The sequence below is a fragment of the Aquisalinus luteolus genome (assembly GCF_009712425.2).
GTDB lineage: Bacteria > Pseudomonadota > Alphaproteobacteria > Caulobacterales > Parvularculaceae > Aquisalinus > Aquisalinus luteolus.
Window position 1 is genome coordinate 137558 of the sequence record NZ_VCJR02000002.1, and the last position, 24844, is coordinate 162401.

Genomic DNA, 24844 nt, shown 5'->3' on the forward strand with positions numbered 1-24844 from the left:
AAGCTGTGGCTGAGAAAGGTCCGGCCCTGAGGCCGGTCATCAGCAAAGGCCGAACAACCAGGCAAGGAAGCCGCAGCTGCCGCCGCTATTGCCGCCACCATTGTTGTTTCCGTTCCCATTTCCATTCCCGTTGCCGTTGCCGTTGTTACCATTGCCATTGCCATTGCCATTGCCGCCATTGGTACCATTGCTGTTTCCGGGATTGCTCTCGTCATGGCCATCGGCGTCGTTGCCATGGCCGTTATTGCCATCGTCATCGTCATCATCATCGCCGTCGTTACCGCCATTGCCATTATTGCCCCCATTGCCTGAAGGCGCTGAACTGGCCGGTATGTCTTCAGGGTCTTCGGAGTCATCATAATCGATGTCATCCTTGTACTCGATCTTGCCCGAGTAACGCGGCAGGCGAACTGTTTCCTTCTTGAAGGTCAGCGGGGCCAGGTCGACCATGTATCTGTTGTTATCGTAGACCACATTGGTTTCTACACTGATGACCATTTCCTTGGCGTGATTGGTCGGATAGTTGGTCTTGCCGACTTTCTCGCCTTTTTTCAGGTTCGGCAGATTGTAAGCCTTGCTCCAGTCCACTTCCCATTTGTTGCCATCATCGACGCGCTTGAACGCCGTGACACGGCCCTGGACAGTCATGTCAGCGCCGTAACGCGTCAGCATGAGTTCGGCTGCATCGATAACGATCTCGAACTCGTCATCATCCATTTCCATGGAACGGGTAACAAGGTCCGCCATGACATCCGTCGCACGCTGGGCGTCGTTTTTTGCCTTCACATAGTCGAAGATACTGGCCGAACCAAAGATGAGAAGGAGCATGAAAGGCAGGATGATGGCAAATTCCATCGCCGCAATGCCCTTTGTGTCTCTCGGGAAATTCGCAAATCTGTTCAACATCTCTCTCATGTTCCACCCCCCTTCAGAATGGCTCATTGCGGATAACGGTAGAAGAAGTCAGCTCGTATTTTCCGGGTGCTGATTCCGGCAGTTGAAGCCCGACATTGGTCAGGTAGAAAGTCATGTTCTTCAGCCCTGGCACGAGCAGGCTGGTGTTCACGCAAACGCGGATATAGACGATGTCGCCCCCTGCCGTATTGGCATATGCCGGCTTGTCCTCGTCTTTCAGGTCCTCACCGGTGTTGACGCATGTCGCTGCGCCCGGATCGAAACTGGAGTACCCGGACAGTTTCCTGATTTCCAGCGTGACATTGCCATCGCACTTGATGACCGTATGTACAGAGTCACAGAAGATATCCATGACATCTTCAGCGCTCTTTCCCTTCGCCTTGCCGGTATATATCTGGCGGGAGATTTCAGAGACTCCGTGATCGACCATGCCGATCTTCAGATACATCATGCCCGCCTCGAACCCGGAGAACAGGATCGCAAAGAACAAGGGCGCCAGGATCGCGAATTCGATCACCGCTGTCCCGCGCTTGTTGTTCGCGAAAGGCCTGCAGCTTCCGAAGAGAGCAGAATATCTTTTGTGTCTGAACGACATCTCTGAATTCCTTACAGGGTCAACCGGACGCCATTGATACTGGCGGCGATGGATTTGAAAGCGGCACCGATATTCGTGTCCTCGATGTAGTAATATTGAGACACGGACGATGCACAGTCACTCATGATCTGGTCGGAGTTTCCGCCCTTGTTGATCTGGAAGCCGATCGTGTAGACGATAACGCCCTTTGCCTTTGCATCGTTACACACGGCAGTGAAGTTGCTGCGGTTTTTCGATGCGCCGTATTTCTGGTAGCTGCAATCTTTCCATAGCCACTTGTAGAGACTGTTGCTCCACTCCCAGAACCCCAGGACATCGCAACCGGCATTGGGGCGGTTGTGGGCTGTTGCCTCACCATCGGTCATGATGATCAGGGCCTTCATGACGCCGCTGTTATAGGCCGCGGGGTGCTTTGCCTGTTGATCACCTTTCAGGTGCGCCTTCATTTCCGGCGACAGGGCCTTCAGGCCCACCAGGGCACCGACATCGAGGCTTGTATTGCGCGAGATCGTCAGGTCGTCGATCTTGTCCTTCAGGTCTTTCTTCGTATTCGAAAGATAGAGCGCCTCATTATTGCTCTCCGGGCAGTGGCGCAGCGACGCATCCGGATCATCGGTAAAGCGTGGCATCACCTCCAGGGAATTGGCGGAAGGCTTTTTGTCGTTGAACAGGGTGGCAGTCCATTCCACGCACCCGTCCCATTTATGGCCATCGGAGAAGTTCGTGTCGTGATTGTTATCGACAGTAGATTTCTTCACGAACTCCCAGAAGTCGTCACCGACATTCACATTGGAGGAGAAAGGAATGATGCTGATTGTCGTCTGGGCTTTCATCTTGTCGGTCAGCACCGCATCGATGAAGTCCTTCCCGGCCTGCTGCATGTTGGTGAATTTCGTGCCGTTCATCGACCCGGAGATGTCGAGAACCAGCGCGATTTCGATATCGGAGTAGGTCTGCGTACCCGATGAAGCGATCTTGATGTCCATCTTGTTCATGCCGAGCATGCCAAGGAAGAACGTCTTCATCTCATAATTCGCCGTCACATCGACCGTCTTGCCGTTGAGGACTTCTGCAACGGTCACATCGATATCGATAGCTTCAGGATCAAGCTTGCTCTGGCGCAGGCCCGCCTTGATGAACTGCTCTACGGTCGTCTTAGGGTCGTTATTGTTGTTGATCTCGGAAATGGCAAGCACGCCGGCATCGACGACACCCTGGATTTCAGAGCGCATCTGGTTCATCCGCACCATGTCGACGGCACCGCCAAGCAGCCCCAGCAATGGCACTGCGACCAGCGCGGTCATCATCGCGACATTGCCGCGCTGACTGTTTCCAAATGCTTTCAGGCTTCTCAACAAACCCATCGGGCACACCCCTGCTGATCTCAATTGAATTTAATTTTAGGGAATGTGCGTTAATGGCGCGTTGAAAAATCTGGTTAACGCAGCATTATCGGAAATATTTGTGTGCAGATGGTTTCGGAAACCTTAAGAGCTGCCACGAGGCCTTTGTTTCTAGCCGAATTAGTGTCTTTGATAAAATTGAAAAATTTATTATTCCGATGGAGAAGATTTTAAATGGCACGGAATTCTACAGGTCAAACCGGCCCAAATCCGTATTCTTCTTGAGCTTCCCGGCTTCGAATACGCGGCCGTTCATTACCCCGTGCACGCCTGCTGGCAGGCACTGGGCACCAATGATCGCCCCGCCCAGATTGAACGGTCCATCGGAATGGAAGAGGGAGAAGGGCCGCATGGCCCCGGTCAAAACGATCGTCTTTGATGTCCCCTCCAGGGCCTTGGCCAGATAGCGCGCCGTTTCGCCCATCGTTCCGGTGCCATGGGTGACGACAAGGGCCTCTTCCCTTGCATCCCGGATCGCACCGGCGAGTTTTTCCCTGTCCTCATCTGTCATGTTCAGGCTGTCGAGCATCATCACGATCTGCGTGACCGGGAAATGGCAGCGCCCGTAATGCAGTATTTCAGGTATCTGCGTAGACCCGTCAGCAGCAAAGGCCAGCGTTTCGGTATAGGGGTCGTGCACCTTGTCGATCGTGCCGCCCGTCACGAATATGCGGACAGGCTTCATTGTTTCGACTTGCCCCGGAACACTTCTTCATCAAGCGCCCCTTCCCACTTGCCGACGACACTGGCAACGGCAGCGTCACCGGTGACATTTGTCAGGGTACGCATCATGTCAAGCAGGCGGTCGAAGGGGAAGATGAAGGCAATGACGAGGATTGCCTGCTCCTCGGGCACGTTGAACACGGTCAGCACTGTGATCGCGAGGAATAGCGAGGCAGAAGGAATGCCCGCCGCACCGATAGAGGCCATGGTCGCCGTCAGCGCGATCATGACGTAATCGATCAGCTGCAGCTCGATGCCCAGCGCCTGCGCAGCGAACAGGGCGACAAGACCGAGATAGATCGAGGTGCCGTCCATGTTGATGGTCGCACCCAGCGGCAACACGGAGCCCGCGACGGATTTCTTCACGCCGAGATTGTTGCTGACATTGGAGATGGTCACCGGCAGCGTCGCCGAGGATGACGCCGTGGAATAAGCGGTCGCCATCGCATCCAGTATGCCACTGATGAAGCGCATGAAGGGCAGGCCGAGAATGATGCGGATGATGCCGCCATAGACCAGAATGATCTGCACGATGCAGGCGGCGTAAAGCGCGATCGCCAGCTTGCCGAGATTGACGAGGACGCCCAGCCCCTGCTCGCCCAGCACCCATGCCATCAGCGCGAAAACGCCATAGGGGGCAAGCTCCATGACGAACACGGTCATTTTCAGGATCGCTTCTGCGGCGGATTCCATCACCTCGCCCACACGCTTGCCCTGCTCGCCTGCCATCAGGATGCCGACACCGAACAGGATCGCAAAGAAGATGATGCCGAGAACATCGGCGCTGGCCATGGCGGCAACAGGGTTTGTCGGGATGATCGCCAGCAGTCGATCGACGAGCGATGGTGCCCCGCCCTCGATCCTGCTCGTCAGCGTGTCGACGGCAGACGTGCTGGCCTGGCCGTAATCAACGCCGACGCCCGGCTGCAACAGGACTCCGAAGATGATGCCAAGAGTGACGGCGAAAACAGTCGTGCAGATATAAAGAGATAGCGTCTTGACCCCCAGCGAGCCAAGCCGCTTGGGATCGCCCATGGAGATCACGCCGGCAACGAGGGTCGTGAAGATCAGCGGCACGACCAGCATGCGGATCAAATTGACGAAGGCGTCCCCGATCGGCTTGATAGCGGGCGCCGCCTCCGGAAAGAAATAGCCGCAGGCGCCGCCGGCGATGAGGGCGAGAATGACCCGCAACCACAGCGGCCACTTCGCCACGCGGCCGAGCAGGAAGAGTACGGCAAAGACCGCAAGCGTGATGATCCAGAAAGTTGCGGCGCCCAATGCCATGGATGTTCCCCTTCTCGCGCTGATCCAGCCACGCTCTTGCATGGTCCAGATATAAAAGTCCCGGCGGACACTATGCCTGCCGGGACCTGTAAGGGCAAATTATTCCGCGTCTTTCAGCTGACGGAGGAAGTAGACATATTGAAGGGCATAGCGCCGGGCCGACTGTTCGCGGTTGGCACTGGCCGAATGGCCCCCCTCTGTGTTTTCGTAATAGAGGAAGGAGTGGCCATATTCCTCCAGCCGCGCACCGAACTTGCGGGCGTGGCCGGGGTGAACCCTGTCGTCCTTGGTCGAGGTAAAGATGAACGGAACCGGATAGTCGGCATCCTCATCCAGGTTCTGGTAAGGCGATATCTGTTCGAGGAATGGCCGCTCTTCCGGATTGTCCGGATCGCCATATTCGCCAACCCAGCTCGCGCCGGCCAGCAGTTTGTCGAACCGCAACATGTCGAGCAGCGGCACGCCGATGCCCACGGCATTGTAGAGGTCTGGGCGCTGGACCATGGAAACGCCGGTCAGCAGGCCGCCATTGGAGCCGCCAAGAATACCGAGATGATCCGGCGAGGTAATACCACGGGCGGCGAGGTCTTCGGACACCGCGAAGAAGTCATCATAGATGATCTGGCGATTGCCCTTCAGACCTGCCTGGTGCCATTTCGGCCCGAACTCGCCACCGCCGCGAATATTGGCGATGACATAGACGCCATCACGCTCCAGCCACAGCTTGCCGGTCAAGCCGGAATAGGTCGGCAGAATGGAAACCTGAAAACCGCCATAACCATACTGCACCGTAGGCGCAGGGCCGTTTTCCAGAACGCTTTCCTTGCCGATCACGAAATAGGGAATCTTCGTGCCATCCGTACTCGTCGCTTCATACTGGCGCGTCACCATGCCGCCTGCATCGAAGAAGGCCGGGCTTGTTGCCAGCGTCTCCGGCTCCAGACTGTCTGCGGTGACATGATAGAGCGTCTCCGGCGTCAGCGGGCTTTCGAAATTGACGAGCAGGTCGCCCTTGCTTTCATTGACGGAGACGACGGAGACGACACCCGTTTCCGGCAGGGCTATCGTTTCCTGCACCCAGCCATCGGCACCCGGCGTGAACTTCAGCACCTTGCCCTTGATGTTATCGAGCAGCTCGGCATAAATCACGCCATCTGCGGCAGAGACGCCGTCAAGCGCCTGGCGCTCGGTCGGCTCGAACAGGCCGGTAACGGCATAGGTCTCCGGGTCCATGGCAACAAGGGCGCCGGTAGGCCATTTTTCGCCCTGATGGTCCCAGTCCTGCTGCAAGGAAATAATGAACTGGCCGCCGGTTATGCCGACCATGGAGGCCTTTGGCGGCAGGGGCAGCTGATTCAACTCACCTGCATCATCCATCAGATAGTATTCACGTTCATAAAAAGTCACTGAACGAATAATGCCGGCCCAGGCCTTGTCACCCGCATGATCGGCCCACGGATAGACGCCGACATCGCTCGTCTCGCCCTCAAATATTACCGGCGCATCGGCGATCGCTTGCCCGCGCTTCCAAAGACGCACGGTGCGGGCATAGCCCGAGTCCGTCATCGTGCCTTCGCCGAGATCCATGCCGGACAGCATCGTGTCCTGATCGATCCAGGCGGTTGTAGCCTTTGCCTCTTCCAGCATGAAGCCGTCCTCGACGAAGGATTTGGTCGCAATGTCAAACTCGCGGCGGACAGCGGCGTCAGAGCCGCCGCGCGACAGGGTGATGATGCAGCGCTCATAGTCCGGCGCCAGGCAATCGGTCCCCTTGTATACCCAGTTCTCGCCTTCTTCCTCTGCCAGCGCATCAATGTCGAGGATCACATCCCAGTCGCGATTGCCATCCAGGTAATCCTCGATCGGCATACGTCGCCACAGGCCGCGCTTGTTGGTCTCGTCCTGCCAGAAATTATAGGCATAGTCCCCGCGCAGGGCAGCGGTCTGGATACGCTCGTTGGAATTGAGGATTGCGAGCGCCTCGGCCTTCATCGGCTCGAACCGCTCATCGCCCTCAAGGATAGCGAGAGAGCGGGTGTTCTGGTCCTCGACCCATTCAAGGGCCTGTTTGCCTTCGACTTCTTCCAGCCACAGATAGGGATCGTCGCTCATGGCGGTTTCGCTTTCTTCCTGGGCTGTTGCGGATGAGGTGAGCCCCGGTGAGATGGCCGTGGCGAGGATGGCTGCTGCCGAAGCAAGCAGGAGGTGAGATTTTTTCATAAGGATTCCCTTCTGACAGGTCAGCGGTTACCTTATCGTTCCAGTCGTGACGGGCAAATGGTTTACCCGTCACGAACAGGTGAGTGCGTTCAGCTTCCCATCAAGGTTGAACAGCAACGGTCGGGCGCAGGTTTTGCTGCACCTCTGCCGCATTATAGGACGCGACATCATTCGGCTTCGTACCCTTGCCCATCAGGATATAGGCAATGGCATTATAGCGCGTCGTTTCACGAACATCGAAATCGCTCGGGCCCCAGCCGAAACCATAGCCGTAATAAGGGAACGGGCGACCGCGACCATAATAGGCATAGTCGGGCCCGCCCATGGAGCGATAGCTGGTCGACTTCTCGGTGTCGTCCTTGACCATGGTGAAATAGTCATAGCCATTCATCAGGGTCAGCTCGGCGGCGCGCAGGAGGAGATAGTTCTCGACCTGCTCGCGCGACGTCAGCGAATTGCCGCGGAAGGTGACGCGATATCGGTTGCTTTCGATCTGTTGCTCGGAGAAGCCATAGCCATTGCCTTCCGCCGTCGGCACATAGGGCGTGGAGGAAGCGCAGGCGCCGAGAATGGCAAGGCTGCCAAGAGCGACTAGGGTAGAGAGGGTCTTTTTCATTACAGGTCCTTTCGACCGCGATGGTCTGCGGTCATGTTGCATTATAACAATGCGGGCGCCGCAATAGCGTTAACTTTACGTGAGGAGCATCACGATAACACCGCAACTCATCACCCGGTTTCGTCGGTCGCGTCCTCAGCTGGTGGCAACTTTAGACTGCCGGACTTGATATGCAAATCACGTTGCGGGAACGGGATCTCGATATTGTTCTCATGCAGGCGCTCCCAGATGACCATCATGACGTCGGAGGTAACGTTGGTGACGCCATTTGGAGGGTCGTTGATCCAGAAGCGCAAATCGAAATTCACGGAAGAGTCCCCAAACTCAACAAGATTACAACGTGGTTTCGGTGTCGAAAGGACCCTTGGCACCGTCAGCGCGGCTTCCTCGGCCATCTTCTGGATGAAGCGGACATCCTTGAAATCGTAGCTTGTGCCGAACGGCGCATGAAGGCGCACGACCCGGTCGTCATGGGTCCAGTTTATAACGCCCTCATTGATGAATATATCGTTGGGGATCAGATGCTCCGTCCCGTCACGGGTGCGGACCGCGACATAACGCGTATTCATCTTGGTAATCCATCCAAAGGTATCGCCGACCTCGATTGTGTCGCCTGGCTTGATCGACTTGTCTGCCAGCAGCGTGACACCGGCGGCGAAGTTCGAGATGACCCGCTGCAGGCCGAGGCCGACACCGATACCGATGGCACCGCCGAAGATCGCCAGCGTCGCGAAATCGAAATTGACAGTGGCAAGCGCCAGCAGGAGGGCGACGACCGGCAGGATCAGGTTTAAAATCTTGGCGAACAGGGCCTTGAGGGAGGGGTTCAGCTCCTCGACCTTGTTGATGCGGCTGGTCATGAACCCGCCGACCAGGTTGGCGACCCAGAAGAACAGGCCGAACACGATCACGGCCCGCACCACGGCGAACAGTGTCAGGTTCAGGGCCGGGATATCGGTCTGCTGCAGCTGGTCCACGACATCGTCCAGCACCCCGATGGCGTCGAGCACCATGATCGGCCAGATCGTATAGAACGCGACCTTTGACCAGAATGGCGACTGGATGACGAGGGTGACAAGGCGCACCACGATCCAGGCGGATAACAACGATCGGCCGGCCTCCAGCAGGCCCGTCGACTGGTCGATTGCCCCGAGGACGATGATGAAAATCGATACCCATACCCAAAGCGCGATGGGCGTCGCGATGGTGGCAAGCGCATTGGCCAGCCGCTTCAGCACACCATAGGGCGCGCGCTTTGTCAGCTGGTCACTGATGAGATCTTTCAGGCGCGGACCGAATATGACCGCCGGGACAAGCGCTCCCATCAGGAGGCCGAACTGCAGGAGGACATTCCAGGTCAGCAGTTCTTCACGGGCCCAGGTGACAAGATTGGTCAGAACCGTCTGCAGCTCTTCGGTGCCGAGCAATTCCTCCAGTGCCGATCCGTCGGGCGCAGCATCCTGCAGGTCTGCCTGGATTTCGGCCGCTTCCTGTTCAGGTGTCTCGCCATCACCATTGACTGCGGGCGCATCTTCCTGCGCCGTTGCGGCATCATCCTGACCGTCCGGCTGTTCGCTCGTTTCTGCCTGCATGCGCTTTGTCTCTCCTGCGGGTGCCGCTCGGGCACCCGGTCACGACGGAAGTAATGACATAGAGGAGGTTATGCTGGCAGGCAATTTTTACAGCGGTACTCAGGCGTTCTGGTCGTCGGCCTCTTCATCGAAGGGCTGGCTTGCCTGATGCACGAGCAGGAAACCGGCCGCAGCGAAGATGACGATCGCCGAATAGAATGCACCACTATTCGCAGCGAACATGGCGATCATCGTGCCACCGACGGTAACGGCATAAGGCATGATCCGCGGACGCTGGGTGCGGGACCGCCAGACGAATACCGCGGCCGTCGCAAGGAACAGGACGATCGCGAAGAAGTTGAAGTAAAAGCCCATGAGATAGTCTCCCTCTTTTCAGGGACAGCATGGGTAACGGGCTTTACCATTGCCTTGATGGAGCGGGTAAAATTTTACCCAGCGCCGGATTTCTCATCACGCCTGCGTCAGAACCGCTTCGCCTCCGTCAGAACCGCTTCGAAAGGCGCAGGTTCAGGCCGCCATCGACCGCATCGTATTCGGACAGGAAGAAAGCGCTGGTCTGTTCCGTGTATCCGATGGATGCCGTAACCTGCAGGTCCGGCGCGATGGCGCGCGATACTGACAGGCCTGCGGACCAGACTTCATCCTCTCGCTCCACAAAGGTGACATCCTCATAGAAGTTGTCATAGGTACGGTCCGTATAGGTCACCTCACCCGACACCCGCCAGTTTTCAGTCGGCGCCCAGACAGCCCGCACCGCAGCCGTGACCGCGATGTTTTCCTGAGCCTCGTTCTGGGAGAACTGGCGCGAGACAGTCAGCGTCGGCTGCAGCAGCACGTTCTCGCGCATCTGGAACACCGTGGAGGCGCTGGCCGAGACGCCGGAGAAATCTGTCGTATCGCTGAAATTGCCGTCGCCGGACGTGCCGTAATTGGCGCCCGCGGTGACATAGACACGGTCATCGAGCACCGACGTGCCGACATAGGCGCTTGCGATAGCGTTCTTGTTGTCTATCTCGTTGTTCCTGAAATAGTCTGTGCCCGACACGACAAGGTTCACCCCGGCCTCGACATGACCGCCGATGACCGTATTGATCCCTGCATTCAGGGCGAAATTGGAGAACCCGCTTTCCTCGGCATTGATGTCGAGGGTGCGGCCCGGATTGGTCGAGTAGCCGACGCCTGCAGCGGCGCCGACATGGAAGATTTCATTGACCCGCAGGATGAAGACGCCCGGCTCGCCGTCGAGCATGGCTTCATCTTCGCTCGGGCGGCGGAACTGGTCCGCCTGGCGCTGGGCATCTTCGAACTGGGCACCCTGCGTCACCGCAGACTCAAGGTCGTTGATGGTCTGGGCACTGGCCGCGCCCAGCATCGCGCCGGCGAGGGTACCCGTCGCCGCGAGACACGCAGCCGTCAGCTTGCGGAAGGAGATCATGTGCGAAATCATTGACCGGGCTCCACACGCAGGGTCGCCGTCTCGCCAGTGCGCAGGCTGTAGGTCTGCTCGCTGGCACCCTCGGTGACATTGGCGATGGTGATCGCAGCGGTGTTGGGCGAGGAGTATCCCTCGTTCACGGCAGTGATCTCGATGGCCGCAACACCAGGCTGCAGGTTGATGTTGAAATCCGTACCTGCGTTCAACAGGCTGATCTGCGTTTCGAAGATCTTGCGACCGAACTGGGTGATGATGACATCGACGATGTCGCCGTCCTCCAGCGAATAGTCTCGCATGATATAGCTGAGCAGGAAGCCGCTGATCTTGATATCGGAAAGACCCGCTGTAGAGAAGATATCCCGGCTGTCGGCAAGGATATCGCCAAGCGCCACCTGTGACTTCTTCATCGCCCAGCGTTCCAGGTATTGCGGCCCGCAACCGGCAATACCTGCACAGCTTGGTGCCGTGTTTGCCCACCGGCGGAAGCCTTCGTCTTCAGCATTCCGGATCAGGTTTGCTGCATCCGCCAGGGCAGAGGCGAGGTTCGGATAGCCGGCCTGAAGTGCTAGGCGCTCAAGGCGATCCACATCCTGCTGGACAAGCCATGACAGCCATGGCGTCAGGTCCGTCGCGACAATCCCGACCATGGATTCATACTCGAAGGCATTGTTCCTGAAGAAACTGTCCATGCTGTCGATGCCGGATGCCGCACGCTGTTCCTTGCGCTTTTCATCGCGCAAGGCTTCTTCGTGCTTCTGGTCCATCAGTATCTGCAACTGGATACGGTTGAGTTCTTCCTGACGGGCGCGGCGCTCGTCCATCTCGGCCCACTGATCTTTCAGCCATTCGGGCACTTCGGAATATTGTGGACCCGTGTCGACCGGCTTTGCCGGTGGCATGCGGTCTTTGGGTGCCGTCGGATAGCCGGGGTTGTTGATTATGTCCGCCATGTCGCGGTTGAACTTGTTCCAGTCTTCTGCGGTCGGCTCCGTCGAGATCGGCTGTTCCGGCCAGCCACCGACCGGCATGTTCGGGTCGATCCCCATATTGACCAGTTTTTGCGGATCGTTGTTTCTGAGATATTCCCAATAGGCCTCTTTCGGGTAGCCCGTCCTATGATCGATACGGGGGTCCGACAGATCGTAGCCATTGGCATACGGATCGACATCGGAATAGATCAGGTCGTTGACATATTCGTCCGCCAGTCGCTTGCCTTCGATCTCGGCCGAGCGCCTTTCCATTTCGCGCAGCCGGTTTTCCATCTCCCTGCTCTGTTCGGTAAGTTCGCGATTGAGCGTGTTGATCTCGGAAAGGCCCTTGCCGGACACGAAGACATCCGAGGCGCTGGAGGTGAGAAGCGCGGTGGCGTCGAGAGCAGCCGATTTCTTGTCACCGGCATAGGCGTTGACGATAATGCCGAGAACATCGACGCCAACATCCTTCATGGCGTAGTAAGGCTCCTGCAGCATCATTTCGGTGAAGGTACGATCGCCCTGCGGCCGGTCGGAATAGCTCCGTGTCAGGTTGATCTTGCCTGAGGAGGTATCCTGAGTGGCGTTGTAACCGGCCTTGCCGATGGTCCAGACCGAGTTCGCCTTGCCGTATTTGTCGAGTGCGCTGAGGCTGCCATTGCCCAGCTTCTTGATACTCTCCGGCACCATCTCGGACATCTTGTTGAGCGTGCTGGCAAATTTCGATCCAGATGTCGGCACATTATCTGCCAGCTTTTCATAATCCTGAAGTGCCGTCTGATACTTTCTGCCCGCCATTTCAAGCTCGACATCCTGCTGTACCAGAGACATGTCCAGCGTGCTCAACCGGTCCTTTGCCTCTTCATATCCAGCCATGAGATGGGAGTAGTCCTCCCCATCGACATTCAACTTGGCAATTTCCTTCGTGTACCAGCGAACATCACTTACGGCATTATCTCGGAGGATCTTTGTCGTGCCCCGCTGGCGCGTATACGTCTCCACCGCCCGGTTGGCCCTGAACTCCAGCTCCTCCATCACATAGGTCGCAGCGCCCTTGACGGCGTTGGCATCCATTACCGGACCGTTCTGCTCTACATATGCATTCAGGAAGGTGTTCACGGCACCACTCCACGACCCCGTATCCTCGAGGGCAGCGGTCATCGGGTCCTGCGGACCGCCTGTCAGATAGGCCTGAATATCGCCGGCAAGACCGTTGGCGCTCAATTCGCCTGACGCCATCGCGATCAGCTGGAGGGAGTTGGCGACATCGAATGGCGTCTGGTCCACCTCGACATCATTGCCGCTGAAGTCGATCGTGTGGACATAGCCCTCAGTACCCGCCGCAACGCGGGCCATGGCGTCCTCCACCGCGTCAAACCCGGCGAAATCGAACCGCCAGGTGCCGTCAGTATTCTTGGCGTAGGCCGTTGTTTTCATGCTCATTGGACGCATCGTGCCATCAGGCTGCATGACCAGCGCCCGGTGGTGGGTAGCGACGGCATGGATCGTACCGAACTTGTCGTCCGTCACGGCAACGCCCTTGCCCCACTGGATGACATCCTCCCCCGAGGCAAGGTCATACTCAAACGCGGCAATATCGAACTCGATGATGGCGACATCCTGGCCATTATGCGATGTGTAGCTGCGTGACACCGTGACCGGAATCGAGCCTGCGGCCCCGATCGGCAGGTTCAGCGTGCTTGCCGGCACCTCTATTTGCCACTCACCGCTTTGGCCCAGCGGGACGCCATTACCGATCTGTCCCCGGATAGTGTCGTTGTAGAACGGGAAAAAAGTGCTCTCGCCCAGCAACGTACCGGAGTCATAGTCAAAGCCGTAATTGACTTCCGTCGGCGTCAGGCTGGAGAACGCACTGGCATTGGTGCCACTGGCATCCGCGATCGTGACCGCACCATTGCGGAAGTCGAGCATGACCTGGGAGCGGGCGTCATAGAAGGACCGCGCCATCAACGCTTCCTGCGAATGGCTGAGCACCTGTGTGCCATCGGCAAATTCGGAGCCGAACTGCAACAGGTAGACATCCATATCACCTGCTACGTCCTGCGCCATTGCCGGCTGTATCGCACCACCGGCGATTGTCGTGCCGAGCAGCATGGCCTTGAAAATATTCCGGCCGCTTTTGTGAAGACCATTCATGCGCATGATCAAATCCCCCGCTTGATATTGGATACAAAAATGAAGTCATTGGCATAGGTCAGCCTGATGACGATCTCACCTGCAGGCGTTGCGGCCTGCCATACACCGGCATCGGCTGTCCGAGTGAACTCACGGCCTGCAACGAGGCTCGACCATTGTTCCTGATCGACCATGCGTTCGGCGACCATCTGCCTTGCCGCAGCGGCCTGCCCGCTCATATTCGCGCCGCCATAGGGCGTCGGGTCGAGCAGCTCCGCGACTGTGCGTACGTCGCCCGACGACAGGGCATCGGTGAAAGTGCGCACGACGGATCGCTCGATCTCGACGCCGTCCGATACACCTGAGAAGCGGATATCGCGCACCGTCGCATCGCCAACGATCGACCGGCGGGCTGTTTCCGCATGCGCCGATCCCGGTGCGGCAATGTTGAAGGAGGTAGTGCCCAGACGGCCGAAGAAGATCTTCCATTTCTGGCGCCCGGCGACAGCATCGAGCTGTTCGTACACGGCGGGGTGAGCGCTGATGGACGCCTCGTCCCACGATCCCGCATAGCGCCCTGCGTCATAGAACTGGGCAGCGGCACCCTCACCCCTTGGCATCAGGATCAGGATTTCCCCTGCCCGCGCCGTCTCGCCAGCTGCGGAGGCCGCACCGCTTGCGACGATCACATAGGCAGCAGCGCTGGAATAGCCCATCGCACCACTGACATTGTCGAGGTCGACATCATAGCCTGCAAAGGAAACTAGCCCGTTGCCATTTTCGATCACGGCCTGATCGCCGGTCTCTAGGGCATTTGGCGAGACGGCCTGTCCGCTCTTCAGGCTGACCGCCCTGATTTCTCCAGCGCCCACTTCGGCATATCCCTGGGCATCCGCCGTTGCCGGCAGGCAGCCGATTGCTGCCGCAGCGATGGCGGCAAACCCGTAAAGTGATGTGGATCTTGTCCTGCGTGGACCGAAAATACGTCTTGGTCCGAATAAACCGATGCGTCGCACTGCCCTCTACCCCCTTGCAAAGATTGGCGTCTGCTCAGGTAGGCGGGAAAGCCGGGTCTATCGGTTCAACACTTTTTTAAATTTTTTCGGGAGGGGCGGGCTGCACACGGGGCGCTAGGGTTTATTCCGCCTCTAATCTGACATGCCTTCGCTGATCGCCTGCATCAGCCAGACTCGGCTCGCCTGCCAGCTGCGCTTTACGGAGGACGCTGACAGGCCCGTCACTTCAGCAACCTCTTCCACCGACAGGCCGCCATAATAACGCAGCTCGACGATCTCCGCGCGCTTGGGGTCGATCGCCTGAAGCCGGCGCAATGCCTCCTCCAGGCGAAGCAGGTCGACGGCGTCGCCATGGGCCCCGTGATTAGTGATCAGCGTGACCTGTTGATGATGGCGCTTGCCCGCCTGCTTCTTTCGGACGTGGTCGATCAGCACCCGGCGCATCATCTTTGCCGACAGGGCCATGAAGTGCGACTTGTCCCGCCAGTCGATCTGGTTGAGCTGGATGAGGCGCATGACGACTTCATTCACCAGGTCGCCTGTCGACAGGGAGACACGCCCCTCGCGCCGCAACAGGGCGGCGGAGACACGGCGCAGGTCTGTATAAAAGCGCGCAAAAAGGGCATCGCGGGCAGAATCGCTTCCGGCCCGCCAGGACTCGAATAGATCTCGTGTTTCAATATCGGTCTCGATACGCACCCCCGATAGTGTCTATAGTGTGTAAGAGAGAGGGGCTCCTGTCCATCGGAAAAATGGTGCCGACCAATATGGCGTGACCTGCCAGGCGGTTTTTTTGCGCCAATCTACAACAGGGTAGTGGTGCGCAGTGACTATGGTTTCGACTGTCGGGACCGAAAGGGGGAATAGATGAACACGGATAATAACGACCTCGAGGCACGGGCGCTGAGACTATTCGAGGATTCCCTCGACATAGACGCCGATGAGCGCGCCGCGTGGATTGCACGACAGGCGGGTGATGACCTGGCCCTGCGCGACAGGGCACTGTCGCTTCTATCCTATGACAGCGACCGCCCCTTGCTGGGCACTGGCGGTGCTTCAGCAGATAGCGATGACGAAACCCCGATCCCCGAAACGATCGGGGCCTATCGCATAACCGGCATCATCGGTCAGGGCGGCATGGGCACGGTTTTCCGCGGCCAGCGCATGAGCGGCGATTTCGACCACGATGTCGCGATCAAGGTGATCAAGCCGAAAGTCCTGTCGGAGGAGCTTGTCGAACGCTTCTCCCGCGAGCGCCAGACACTGGCAAGATTGACCCATCCCAATATCGCCCGGCTCTATGATGGCGGCACCACGGCGGATGGCGCCCCCTATATCATCATGGAATATATCGACGGGGTGCCGATCACCCTGTGGTGCGAGGAAGAACAGCTGGACCGGAAGGCAAGGCTGCGCCTGTTCCTCGATGGGTGCAGCGCTGTTGCCCACGCCCATCGCAATTTGATCATCCACCGCGACATCACCCCGTCGAACATGCTGGTGACCAGCGCAGGCGAGGTACGCCTGATAGATTTCGGCATCGCCAGGCCGTTTACCGGCGAAGAGGAGGAGCAGCTAGAGGCGTCGATCCCCAGCCTCAGCTTCACGCCCGGCTTTGCCGCGCCCGAGCGGCGCAAGGGAGCCGTAGCCAATACGCTCAGCGACATCTATTCCCTCGGTCGACTGCTGGAAGCGATCGTGCCGGCGACCATGCGGGGACCGGACCTGCAGGCGATCATCGGCAAGGCCGCGGCACAGGACCCGTCAGAACGATATGCCACCGTCGATGCCCTGATGGATGATATCGACCGGATGCAACGCGGGCAGACAGTCCGGGCACGGCCATCGACGCGAGGGTATCGCCTGTCGAAATTCATATCCCGCAACAAGGCGGGTGTGCTGCTGGGCAGTGCGGCGATCATCGGTCTGGCCGGTGCGTTTGGCCTGACGCTGACACAATATATGCGTGCTGAAAGCGCCCTCGACAGCGCCAATGCGCGGTTCGAGCAATCCCGCGAACTGGCGCGGACGATGGTGTTCGACATTTATGACGAGATCTCCCTGATTTCCGGCACGCTGGACGTACGCGGCAAGATGGCCGATGTGCTTAAGAGCTACGTCGATGAACTGGCTGGTGACCGGTTTGCGCCGGACGACATCCTGATGGACGTCGCAGTTCAATATAACCGGCTTTCAGACCTTTATGGCGGCGTCGGCATTTCGAATCTGGGCGACGTCGAGACATCCTATGACCTGCTGAGAAATGCCGAGCAGGTTCTGGACCAGCTTCTGGAAAGGGATCCTGACAACGTCAAGACAATGGATGAGCTGGTCTGGACGCTGCGGCTGATGACGAACCAGGAGCTACTCTACAACCTTGATGTGGATGCGGCCCGCCGCGCCAACGACAAGGCACGGGTCATTGCAACGCGGGGCCTGTCCCTGCCGGGAGCCGAAGAGACGCGTCTTGCCAACCGGTTCTGGAATGTGCGCACCGACCGGCTGAAAGTTCTCAGCTATGCCAATGATCAGGAAACCGCCCTTGAGGAAGTGCGCCTCTATCGCGCTGAACTCGCAGAACCTGCCCTTGCCGAAACCTTGCGCAATCACGAGCGGCTGTCTGCCTATATGGCGACAACGGAAGGCGAGACGCTGTTCGAACTGTTCCGGTATGAAGAAGCGCTGGGACCGCTGACCGACGCCCTCGCCGTACAGGAGAAGGCGCTCGCAGAGACACCCGACAGCTATTACATGCTCGTCCAGGTCATGCGTCTTTATGGACTGATCGCACCGGCAGCACGGCGAACCGGCGACCTGGCTCGCAGTATCGAGGCTGGCCGGCGCGCGGTCGGCATGGCCGAGCAGATCAAGGCGCTCGACCCGGAAGATGCCAATGGCGACCACTTTCTCGCCTCCCAGCTGGAACAGCTGGCACGATCATATTCCGAAGCCGGGCAGGCGGCAGAAGCCGAAGCGACGATAGCGCGTGCGATCGCAACGCGCCTGGCGGTTACAGAGCGCTATCCGGATGTGCTCAACCACCGCCGCGACCTGGCGCTGACCTACAAGGATGCAGGCATCGTCTATGGCGAGATCGGAAAACCCGACATGCAATGCCGCTATCTGGAAGACGCCATGTCGATCATGCAGGAGATGCAGTCACAAGGCACGCTCACCGAATATGATGAAGGTGACCGGATGGATGAGTTGACCACGCTGCTGGCCGAGAATTGCGCGGGCTAGCGAATACGGCCTAGCGGATGGGGAACCACTGGCTCGTCGCTGACCCCTGAGACTCAGGAGCAAAAACGGCAGACCATCATTCAATGGCCTGCCGCAATAACCTGATCTAGCGGTTTGCGCCCTGCGACGCTTCGCATCAGAACTCGTAATTGTATTTTTTCAGCTCGGCCGCAAACGCCTTTTCACCGATCTGGCGCATCTCGTCAGTATAGGCTGTGCGGTAATCGCGCTTGCGCCCTTCGGTCGGGTTCAGGATACCGATCTCGAATTTCTTCTCGACGCCCAGCTTGTCCAGAAGTTCGCTGAAGTCCTCGGCGAGGTTTTCGAACTTCATGATGTGGTTGGCCTGATGCGTCCAGCGCTTGTAGATGCCCTGGCTCGTCTTGCCGGTCTCGTCGGTGTCATAATGCTTCTTGAACCACTCTTCAAAGCCATTCTCCTTGACGAAGAGCATGTCATTTACCGAGTTCTGGTCCTTGTGGATGAAAGATGACGGGTCATCCAGCAACGGCACATAGGTATATTTCTTCTTGTACCAGAGCGAATAGACGGAATCGAACGGGTTCCTGACCGTGGTGACGCGAACGGCATTGTTGAAGTCCGCCGGATCGATCAGCTCATGCTTCATGATTTCCGACAGCTTCGAATGCTTGCGCGCCACGATCACCTTGCCGGCGTCATTGCGGATATCTTCGTTGGGAACCTGTTTGCCCCCGAGATTTTTTCTCAGTGCCGTGGCTGTGGCCGTGCTCGCCGTCCTCGGTGTGAGTGCGTAGAGCAGCTTGTACTTCTTGATCCAGACAGCCATGATACCTCGCTTGAATTTCCCCTGTGACCCGACATCCCCCGTCCAGGTCCTCTTGACCTGTTGTCGCGCAATATCGCTGTTTGATCAATCACTTTTCGCAATGCGGTATAACCGCGATGTCGGGTAGGCGATATCATCCGAACAGGGGAAACGCATGCCGCAAATGCCCAAGCCTGTTGGCAGAGCCATCGTCTTCCCGTCAGGCAATTCTGTAATGTGAGATTGGTGATCGGCGGTAGCGCGAAAAAGAAATGGTGCCGCTTAGGTGACTTGAACACCTGACCCCATCATTACGAATGATGTGCTCTACCAGCTGAGCTAAAGCGGCCCTTCGCGAGCGGCCGGTAACCGGCCCCTCCGGAGCAGGTTGCATACAATTTCAGCAGTCCCGGCGCAAGCCGAAATTAGAAAAGGCGCACGCCGGAAATTGCCTTCTCAGGCGAGCCGCTCCCGGACCGCGGAGAGGCTTTTCAGCTGCTCTCCGGTTTCGTTGAAATTGGACGGGTCGAGCCACGCCTCCAGCGCCGCCTTCACCGCCGGCCATTCAGCGTCGATGATCGAGTACCAGTCCGTGTCCCGGTTGCGCCCGCGCCATACATAGTCGTTGCGGAACCGGCCCTCCCAGGAAAAACCATAGCGCAGCGCCGCCCGGCCCGATGCCTCGTTCTGTGCATTGCACTTCCACTCGAAGCGGCGATAGCCGAGCTCGTCGAACACATGCGTGGCCATCAGGGCGAAGGCCGCCGTGCCGGCGCGGGTGCGCTGCAGGGCACGGGAATAGAGCACGGCGCCGATCTCGGCAGAGCCCTGATCCGGGCGCAGCCGCATATAACTTGCCGTACCGAGACAGGTGTCGGTCGCATCATCGTAGATGACCATGGTCCGCCATTCACCGGACGCATTCCGCGTCTGGAAGAAATCTCCCAGCTTTGAAGGTGTGTCGAACGGACCGTGCAGGATCCAGTCCCAGATGCCGTCATTGCCCGGCCCGCACAGGGCAATGAACAGGGGCGCGACATGGCGGCCTGCCTCGAACGGCTCCAGCCGTAAGCCATGCCCCGGCAGCGATACCTCCCCCGGAACCGGACAAGGCTGCCAGTCTGAAAGCTCACGCGCCACCGGACGGCCCTATCCGCGCAAGGTCGCGCCGGCCTTTTCGGCCTGTGCGATGATGCGGGCAGCAACGGCGTCGATCTCCTCATCCGTCAGCGTACGGTCCTTCGGCTGCAGGGTGACCTCGACGGCGAGTGACTTTTTCCCTTCACCGACGCCCGGGCCTTCGTAAATATCGAATAGCGACGCGGCGGAGATCAGTTTCTTCTCGGCCCCACGCACCGCCTTCATCAGGTCTTCCGCCGGCATGTCCGCCGGGACGATGAAGGCAAAATCGCGCGAGACAGCCTGAAGGGATGACGCATCGAGCGCAGCTTTCGTCTTGCCGCCCTTGCCCTTAGGCAACGGAATGTTGTCGAGCTTGACCTCAAAGCCATAGACCGGACCCTCGATATCCAGCTCTTTCAGGACACGCGGGTGGATCTCGCCGAACTCGGCGAGCACGTTTTTCGGGCCGAGGGACAGAACGCCGGAGCGGCCCGGGTGATACCAGTCCGGTGCATTGGCCATGACCATCAAATTGGCGACGGGGGCCCCGGCGGCTTCCAGCGCTGCCATGGCGTCGGCCTTTGCCGTGAACACATCCGCAGACTGAGCACCCTGCCAGTGGCGAGTTGGGTTCGACAGGCGTACACCGGTGGCGGTCGTCGCCTGATCCTTGGGGCCATCGCCGGCATAGACAGGACCGACCTCGAACAGGGCGAGATCATCACGCCCGCGATCAGCATTGCGGCGCAAGGCCGCAATCAGGTTCGGCAGGATCGACGGGCGCATGTGGCCGAGGTCCGACGAAATAGGGTTCGACAGGACAAGGTCAGGATTGCCCCCCTTTTCCCTATATTGCCCGCCACCGAAAAGCGCAGCCTCCGGCGCATCGCAGAACGACCATGTGACGCTTTCCAGATAACCGCGCGATGCCAGCGCCCGTTTGGCGAGGCGCACGCGGTCCTGTGATCTTGAATATTTCGGCGCCTCGACGACAGACAGGCGCGGCAGCGGGGTAGACGGCACTTCGTCAAGGCCGACGATGCGCGCGACTTCCTCGACCAGGTCGGCCTTGCCCTCGATATCCGGGCGGAAGCTCGGCACACTGACGGACCATGTATCGCCCTGCTCGACGCCGAAACCGAGGGCCGTCAGGATGCGCTCCATCTCCGGCTCGTCGAGATCGATACCGGTCAGGCGTTTCACCTCAGCGGGTGGGAAGGTGACCGTCTTGCTGACATCGGGAACGGCACCGGCGACGACAACCTTGCTGACTTCGCCGCCACAGAACTCGCGCACCATTTCCACGGCCTGGGCCAGACCGGCGACGCAGGAGGCAGGGTCGATGCCGCGTTCGTTGCGATACCGCGCGTCGGAAACGATACCAGTCTTGCGGCCTGTCTTTGCCGTACGCACAGCATCGAAATAGGCGCTTTCGATGAAGATATCGGTCGTATCTTCCTCGACACCGGAATACTCACCGCCCATGATGCCGCCCAGACCAAGAACGCGGGTCTCATCGGCGATGACGGTCATGGTCTCATCGATTTTATAGGTCTTGCCGTCCAGCGCTTCGAGATCTTCGCCGGTCTTGCCGAGGCGGGCACGGATCACCGGGCCGATCTTTGCGGCGTCATAGACATGCAGCGGGCGGGCGCGATCGTAAGAAACATAATTGGTGATGTCGGCGAGCGCGTTGATGGGCCTGAGGCCGATGGCGCGCAGCTGGTCGCGCAGCCATTTCGGGCTCTGGCCATTTTTCACACCACGCACGTAGACACCGGCGAATACCGGGCAAGCACTCTCCGTACCCGGCGCGAATTCCAGTTCAATTTTGACCGGGCTGTCATAGCCATCGCTTACTGGCTCATCATAGGTCTTGGTGACCAGCGTGCCGACACCGGCAGCGGCGAGGTCGCGGGCGACACCCGCAACGCCATTCGTGTCCGGACGGTTAGGCGTGACCTCGAAATCGATGACCGGGTCATTCGCGCCCATCACCTCCGCGACCGGCTGGCCGACCTCCGCGCTTTCCGGTGCCTCGATGATGCCGTCATGATCGTCGCCCATTTCCAGTTCGCGGGCCGAACACATCATGCCGTTGGATTCGACACCGCGGATCTTGGCCTTGCCCAGCGTCACGTCGATGCCAGGCACATAGGCGCCGACCGGGGCATAGGCGACTTTGATGCCGGTGCGGGCATTGGGCGCGCCACAGACGATCTGCTGTTCGCCGTCTTTCGTCGCGACACGGCAGACGCGCAGCTTGTCGGCATCCGGGTGCGGCTGTGCATCGATCACGTGACCGATGGTGAAGGCGGCCAGGCGCTCGGCGGGGTCATCGACCTCCTCGACTTCCAGCCCGACGCGCACCATCGCCTCGACGATCTCGTCCAGCGTCGCATCGGTGTCCAGGTGCTTCTTCAGCCAGCTCAGGGTGAATTTCATGACTAGTCTTCTTTATTGTCAGTATCGGTTTTGATTTCGGTATTCTGGATCTCGGCAGGGCGGCCATCGTCACCCAGCTTGACATAGATGAAGCGGGCTTCGGTCACTTTCTCGCGCGTGCCGAGCGCATTCCTCAGCGCCCAGGCCTCGACATTGACGGTGATGGAGGTGCGGCCCACACGGACGATCTCTGTGTAGCAGCACACGACATCGCCGACCTTGACAGGCTTGACGAAGGTCATGGAGTCCACCGCCACGGTGACGACGCGCGAGCGTACATGCTCGACCGCGTGCAGCGAACCGGCAATGTCCATCTGGCTCATCACCCAGCCGCCGAAAATGTCGCCCGCCGGATTGGTATCCGCCGGCATGGTCAGCGTGCGGGTGGAGAGCTTGCCCTGAGGTGCATCTTGATCGTCAGCCATTCGAATTACCTACTCAGTCCTGTCGCAGTGTTGGGCTGGTCGAGCGGGTCAAAGCCGTAATGCTCCAGCCAGCGGGCGTCTGACGCGAACATGTCGCGCAGGTCGGGGATGCCGTATTTCAGCATGGCGAGGCGGTCGACGCCCATGCCGAAGGCGAAGCCCTGATATTCGTCCGGGTCGAGACCGCACGCCTTCAGGACATTCGGGTGGACCATGCCGCAGCCGAGGATTTCCATCCACCTCTCGCCCTGGCCGATGCGCAGCTCGCCACCAACACGCTCATAGCCGACATCCATCTCGGCGGAAGGCTCCGTGAACGGAAAATGGTGCGGACGCAGGCGGGTCGTCACCTCGTCGATCTCGAAGAACGCCTTGATGAAGGCTTCCAGCGTGCCCTTGAGGTGACCCATATGGGTTTCCCTGTCGATCACCAGCCCCTCGACCTGATGGAACATCGGGGTGTGGGTCTGGTCTGAATCGCAGCGATAGACGCGCCCCGGCACGATAATGCGTAGCGGCGGTTTCTCGGTCATCATGGTACGGATCTGTACCGGCGATGTGTGCGTGCGCAGAAGCTTGCGACTGCCGTCTTCCTTCTCGTTGAAAAAGAAGGTGTCATGGGTTTCCCGCGCCGGGTGGTCAGGCGGGAAGTTCAGCGCGGTGAAGTTATGGAAATCGTCCTCGATTTCCGGCCCTTCGCGGATCTCGAAGCCCATGTCGGCGAAGATCGCGGCCATCTCCTCGAACACCTGCGTCACCGGGTGGATCTTGCCCTTTGCTTCCGGGCGCACAGGCAAGGTGATGTCGACCTTCTCTGACGCGAGCCGCGCTTCCAGCGCCGCCTCTTCCAGCATCGCCTTGCGCGCGGCGATAGCCTCGCCGATACGGGCCTTCAGCCCGTTCAGGGCCGGTCCCATCTGCTGGCGCTCTTCCGGGCTCATCTTGCCCAGTGTCTTCATCCGCTCGCTGACGACCCCCTTCTTGCCGAGGGCATGGACACGCACTTCCTCAAGCGCGGCTTCAGTCTCTGCAGCGGCAATCCTGTCGCTCAGGTCTTTTTCAAGTTGGTCTAGGTCGGACATTGTTTCTTCCGTTCAGTAACTTTTTCCATCGACAGGGACGATAGTCAGCGCCTCGAGATCGATATCATCCACGCAGCGCGCATTTATCGCCGCCGTGTCCACACCATCCGCGCCGACGCCGCGGCCATGGGATTGCACCCCGCAGGTTGAACAAAACAGGTGGCTGATGGCGTGCTTGTTGAATTTGTATTCAGTCAGGCCGTCCTCCCCAGAAAGGAGAGTGAATTTTTCCAGCGGCACAAACGTCAACAGGAACCCTTTTTTCGAACAGTGAGAACAGTTGCAGTCGTAAACAGTCTCAAGTTGAGCCTCGGCTTCCCAGCGCACCTTGCCGCAATGGCATCCGCCCTTGATCGTTTCTGTCATGTTCCCAATCTCCCAAAGAAAAAGGCGCTATCAAAGGACTGATAGCGCCTTGGCATTGTCTTGTTCAATGATTTCCCGCCCTTTTGGAGCCGGGAAATGATCTTTTAAGCCCGTGCCGCTTCAGCCTGTTTGGCGAGCGCGGTAAAGCCTTCCGGATCGTGCACGGCGATGTCGGCGAGCACTTTGCGGTCGACTTCGATACCGGCCACGGAAAGGCCGTGCATGAAGGTCGCATAGGTCAGGCCGTTCATGCGGGCAGCGGCGTTGATGCGCTGGATCCACAGAGAGCGGAAATTGCGTTTCTTGGCCTTGCGGTCGCGATAGGCATACTGGCCGGCCTTCTCCACAGCCTGGTTCGCAGTGCGGAACAGGCGGGAGCGGGCGCCGTAATAGCCCTTGGCTTTTTTCAGGATTTTACGGTGACGGGCGTGGGACGCTGGGCCCCCTTTGACGCGTGACATGGTT

Annotated in this window: 21 protein-coding genes and 1 tRNA gene; 1 reads left to right on the plus strand and 21 read right to left on the minus strand. The window is 58.8% G+C overall.

The features are described from left to right. Positions 1–39: 39 nt before the first annotated feature. The 13 genes from FF098_RS09055 to FF098_RS09115 form a co-directional block, all read right to left on the minus strand. Positions 40–915 (minus strand): TadE/TadG family type IV pilus assembly protein, encoded by an 876-nt coding sequence (locus FF098_RS09055; protein ID WP_166426450.1) that lies wholly within the window; start codon positions 913–915, stop codon positions 40–42. A 13-nt stretch (positions 916–928) separates the two neighbouring features. After that, complete coding sequence (locus FF098_RS09060; RefSeq protein ID WP_155139734.1) at positions 929–1510, minus strand: TadE/TadG family type IV pilus assembly protein; 582 nt, start codon at positions 1508–1510, stop codon at positions 929–931. 11 nt (positions 1511–1521) lie between these two features. Further along, positions 1522–2874: a TadE/TadG family type IV pilus assembly protein gene (locus FF098_RS09065; protein WP_155139736.1), complete on the minus strand. Its 1353-nt coding sequence runs from the start codon at positions 2872–2874 to the stop codon at positions 1522–1524. A 226-nt stretch (positions 2875–3100) separates the two neighbouring features. Next, positions 3101–3598, minus strand: a complete 498-nt coding sequence (locus tag FF098_RS09070) for an asparaginase domain-containing protein (RefSeq protein WP_155139738.1) — start codon at positions 3596–3598, stop codon at positions 3101–3103. Then, entirely contained in the window at positions 3595–4923 is a 1329-nt protein-coding gene (locus FF098_RS09075) for a dicarboxylate/amino acid:cation symporter (protein WP_155139741.1), read from the minus strand. The genes FF098_RS09070 and FF098_RS09075 overlap by 4 nt, the downstream gene beginning before the upstream one ends. Before the next feature lie 99 nt (positions 4924–5022). Further along, positions 5023–7143, minus strand: coding sequence for a prolyl oligopeptidase family serine peptidase (locus FF098_RS09080; RefSeq protein ID WP_155139743.1), 2121 nt, complete (start codon positions 7141–7143; stop codon positions 5023–5025). Between the two features lie 100 nt (positions 7144–7243). Then, positions 7244–7759 (minus strand): CC0125/CC1285 family lipoprotein, encoded by a 516-nt coding sequence (locus FF098_RS09085; RefSeq protein WP_155139745.1) that lies wholly within the window; start codon positions 7757–7759, stop codon positions 7244–7246. A gap of 110 nt (positions 7760–7869) precedes the next feature. Further along, positions 7870–9351 (minus strand): mechanosensitive ion channel family protein, encoded by a 1482-nt coding sequence (locus tag FF098_RS09090; RefSeq protein WP_155139747.1) that lies wholly within the window; start codon positions 9349–9351, stop codon positions 7870–7872. Positions 9352–9450: 99 nt separating this feature from the next. Next, on the minus strand, positions 9451–9705 hold the full coding sequence (locus tag FF098_RS09095) for an XrtV sorting system accessory protein (protein ID WP_155139749.1): 255 nt from the start codon (positions 9703–9705) through the stop codon (positions 9451–9453). Between the two features lie 127 nt (positions 9706–9832). Beyond that, positions 9833–10798, minus strand: a complete 966-nt coding sequence (locus FF098_RS09100) for a porin family protein (protein ID WP_155139750.1) — start codon at positions 10796–10798, stop codon at positions 9833–9835. After that, a complete protein-coding gene (locus FF098_RS09105) occupies positions 10795–13920 on the minus strand; it encodes a hypothetical protein (protein WP_155139752.1) in 3126 nt (1041 codons plus the stop codon). The genes FF098_RS09100 and FF098_RS09105 overlap by 4 nt, the downstream gene beginning before the upstream one ends. A 2-nt stretch (positions 13921–13922) precedes the next feature. Next, on the minus strand, positions 13923–14909 hold the full coding sequence (locus FF098_RS09110; RefSeq protein WP_155139754.1) for a hypothetical protein: 987 nt from the start codon (positions 14907–14909) through the stop codon (positions 13923–13925). A gap of 132 nt (positions 14910–15041) precedes the next feature. Further along, positions 15042–15608 (minus strand): ECF-type sigma factor, encoded by a 567-nt coding sequence (locus FF098_RS09115; protein WP_166426451.1) that lies wholly within the window; start codon positions 15606–15608, stop codon positions 15042–15044. Between the two features lie 168 nt (positions 15609–15776). On the opposite strand from FF098_RS09115, the gene FF098_RS09120 reads away from it, so the two are divergent. Further along, positions 15777–18152, plus strand: coding sequence for a serine/threonine-protein kinase (locus FF098_RS09120; RefSeq protein ID WP_155139756.1), 2376 nt, complete (start codon positions 15777–15779; stop codon positions 18150–18152). Between the two features lie 136 nt (positions 18153–18288). Here FF098_RS09120 and FF098_RS09125 read toward each other — a convergent pair whose 3' ends face one another. From FF098_RS09125 to rplT, 8 genes are all read right to left on the minus strand, one after another. Continuing rightward, complete coding sequence (locus FF098_RS09125; protein WP_155139758.1) at positions 18289–18960, minus strand: sulfotransferase family 2 domain-containing protein; 672 nt, start codon at positions 18958–18960, stop codon at positions 18289–18291. 252 nt (positions 18961–19212) lie between these two features. Beyond that, positions 19213–19288, minus strand: a tRNA-Thr gene (locus tag FF098_RS09130). Positions 19289–19395: 107 nt separating this feature from the next. Next, a complete protein-coding gene (locus FF098_RS09135; RefSeq protein ID WP_155139761.1) occupies positions 19396–20079 on the minus strand; it encodes a GNAT family N-acetyltransferase in 684 nt (227 codons plus the stop codon). Between the two features lie 9 nt (positions 20080–20088). Next, on the minus strand, positions 20089–22506 hold the full coding sequence (gene pheT, locus FF098_RS09140; RefSeq protein WP_155139762.1) for a phenylalanine--tRNA ligase subunit beta: 2418 nt from the start codon (positions 22504–22506) through the stop codon (positions 20089–20091). A gap of 2 nt (positions 22507–22508) precedes the next feature. Next, positions 22509–22931: an acyl-CoA thioesterase gene (locus FF098_RS09145; protein ID WP_155139764.1), complete on the minus strand. Its 423-nt coding sequence runs from the start codon at positions 22929–22931 to the stop codon at positions 22509–22511. Between the two features lie 5 nt (positions 22932–22936). Next, on the minus strand, positions 22937–24013 hold the full coding sequence (gene pheS, locus FF098_RS09150; protein WP_155139766.1) for a phenylalanine--tRNA ligase subunit alpha: 1077 nt from the start codon (positions 24011–24013) through the stop codon (positions 22937–22939). A 12-nt stretch (positions 24014–24025) separates the two neighbouring features. After that, a complete protein-coding gene (locus FF098_RS09155; protein ID WP_155139768.1) occupies positions 24026–24379 on the minus strand; it encodes a GFA family protein in 354 nt (117 codons plus the stop codon). Between the two features lie 104 nt (positions 24380–24483). After that, the gene (gene rplT, locus FF098_RS09160) at positions 24484–24840 is read right to left on the minus strand and encodes a 50S ribosomal protein L20 (protein ID WP_155139770.1); all 357 of its coding nucleotides are present in this window, start codon (positions 24838–24840) and stop codon (positions 24484–24486) included. Positions 24841–24844 lie beyond the last annotated feature (4 nt).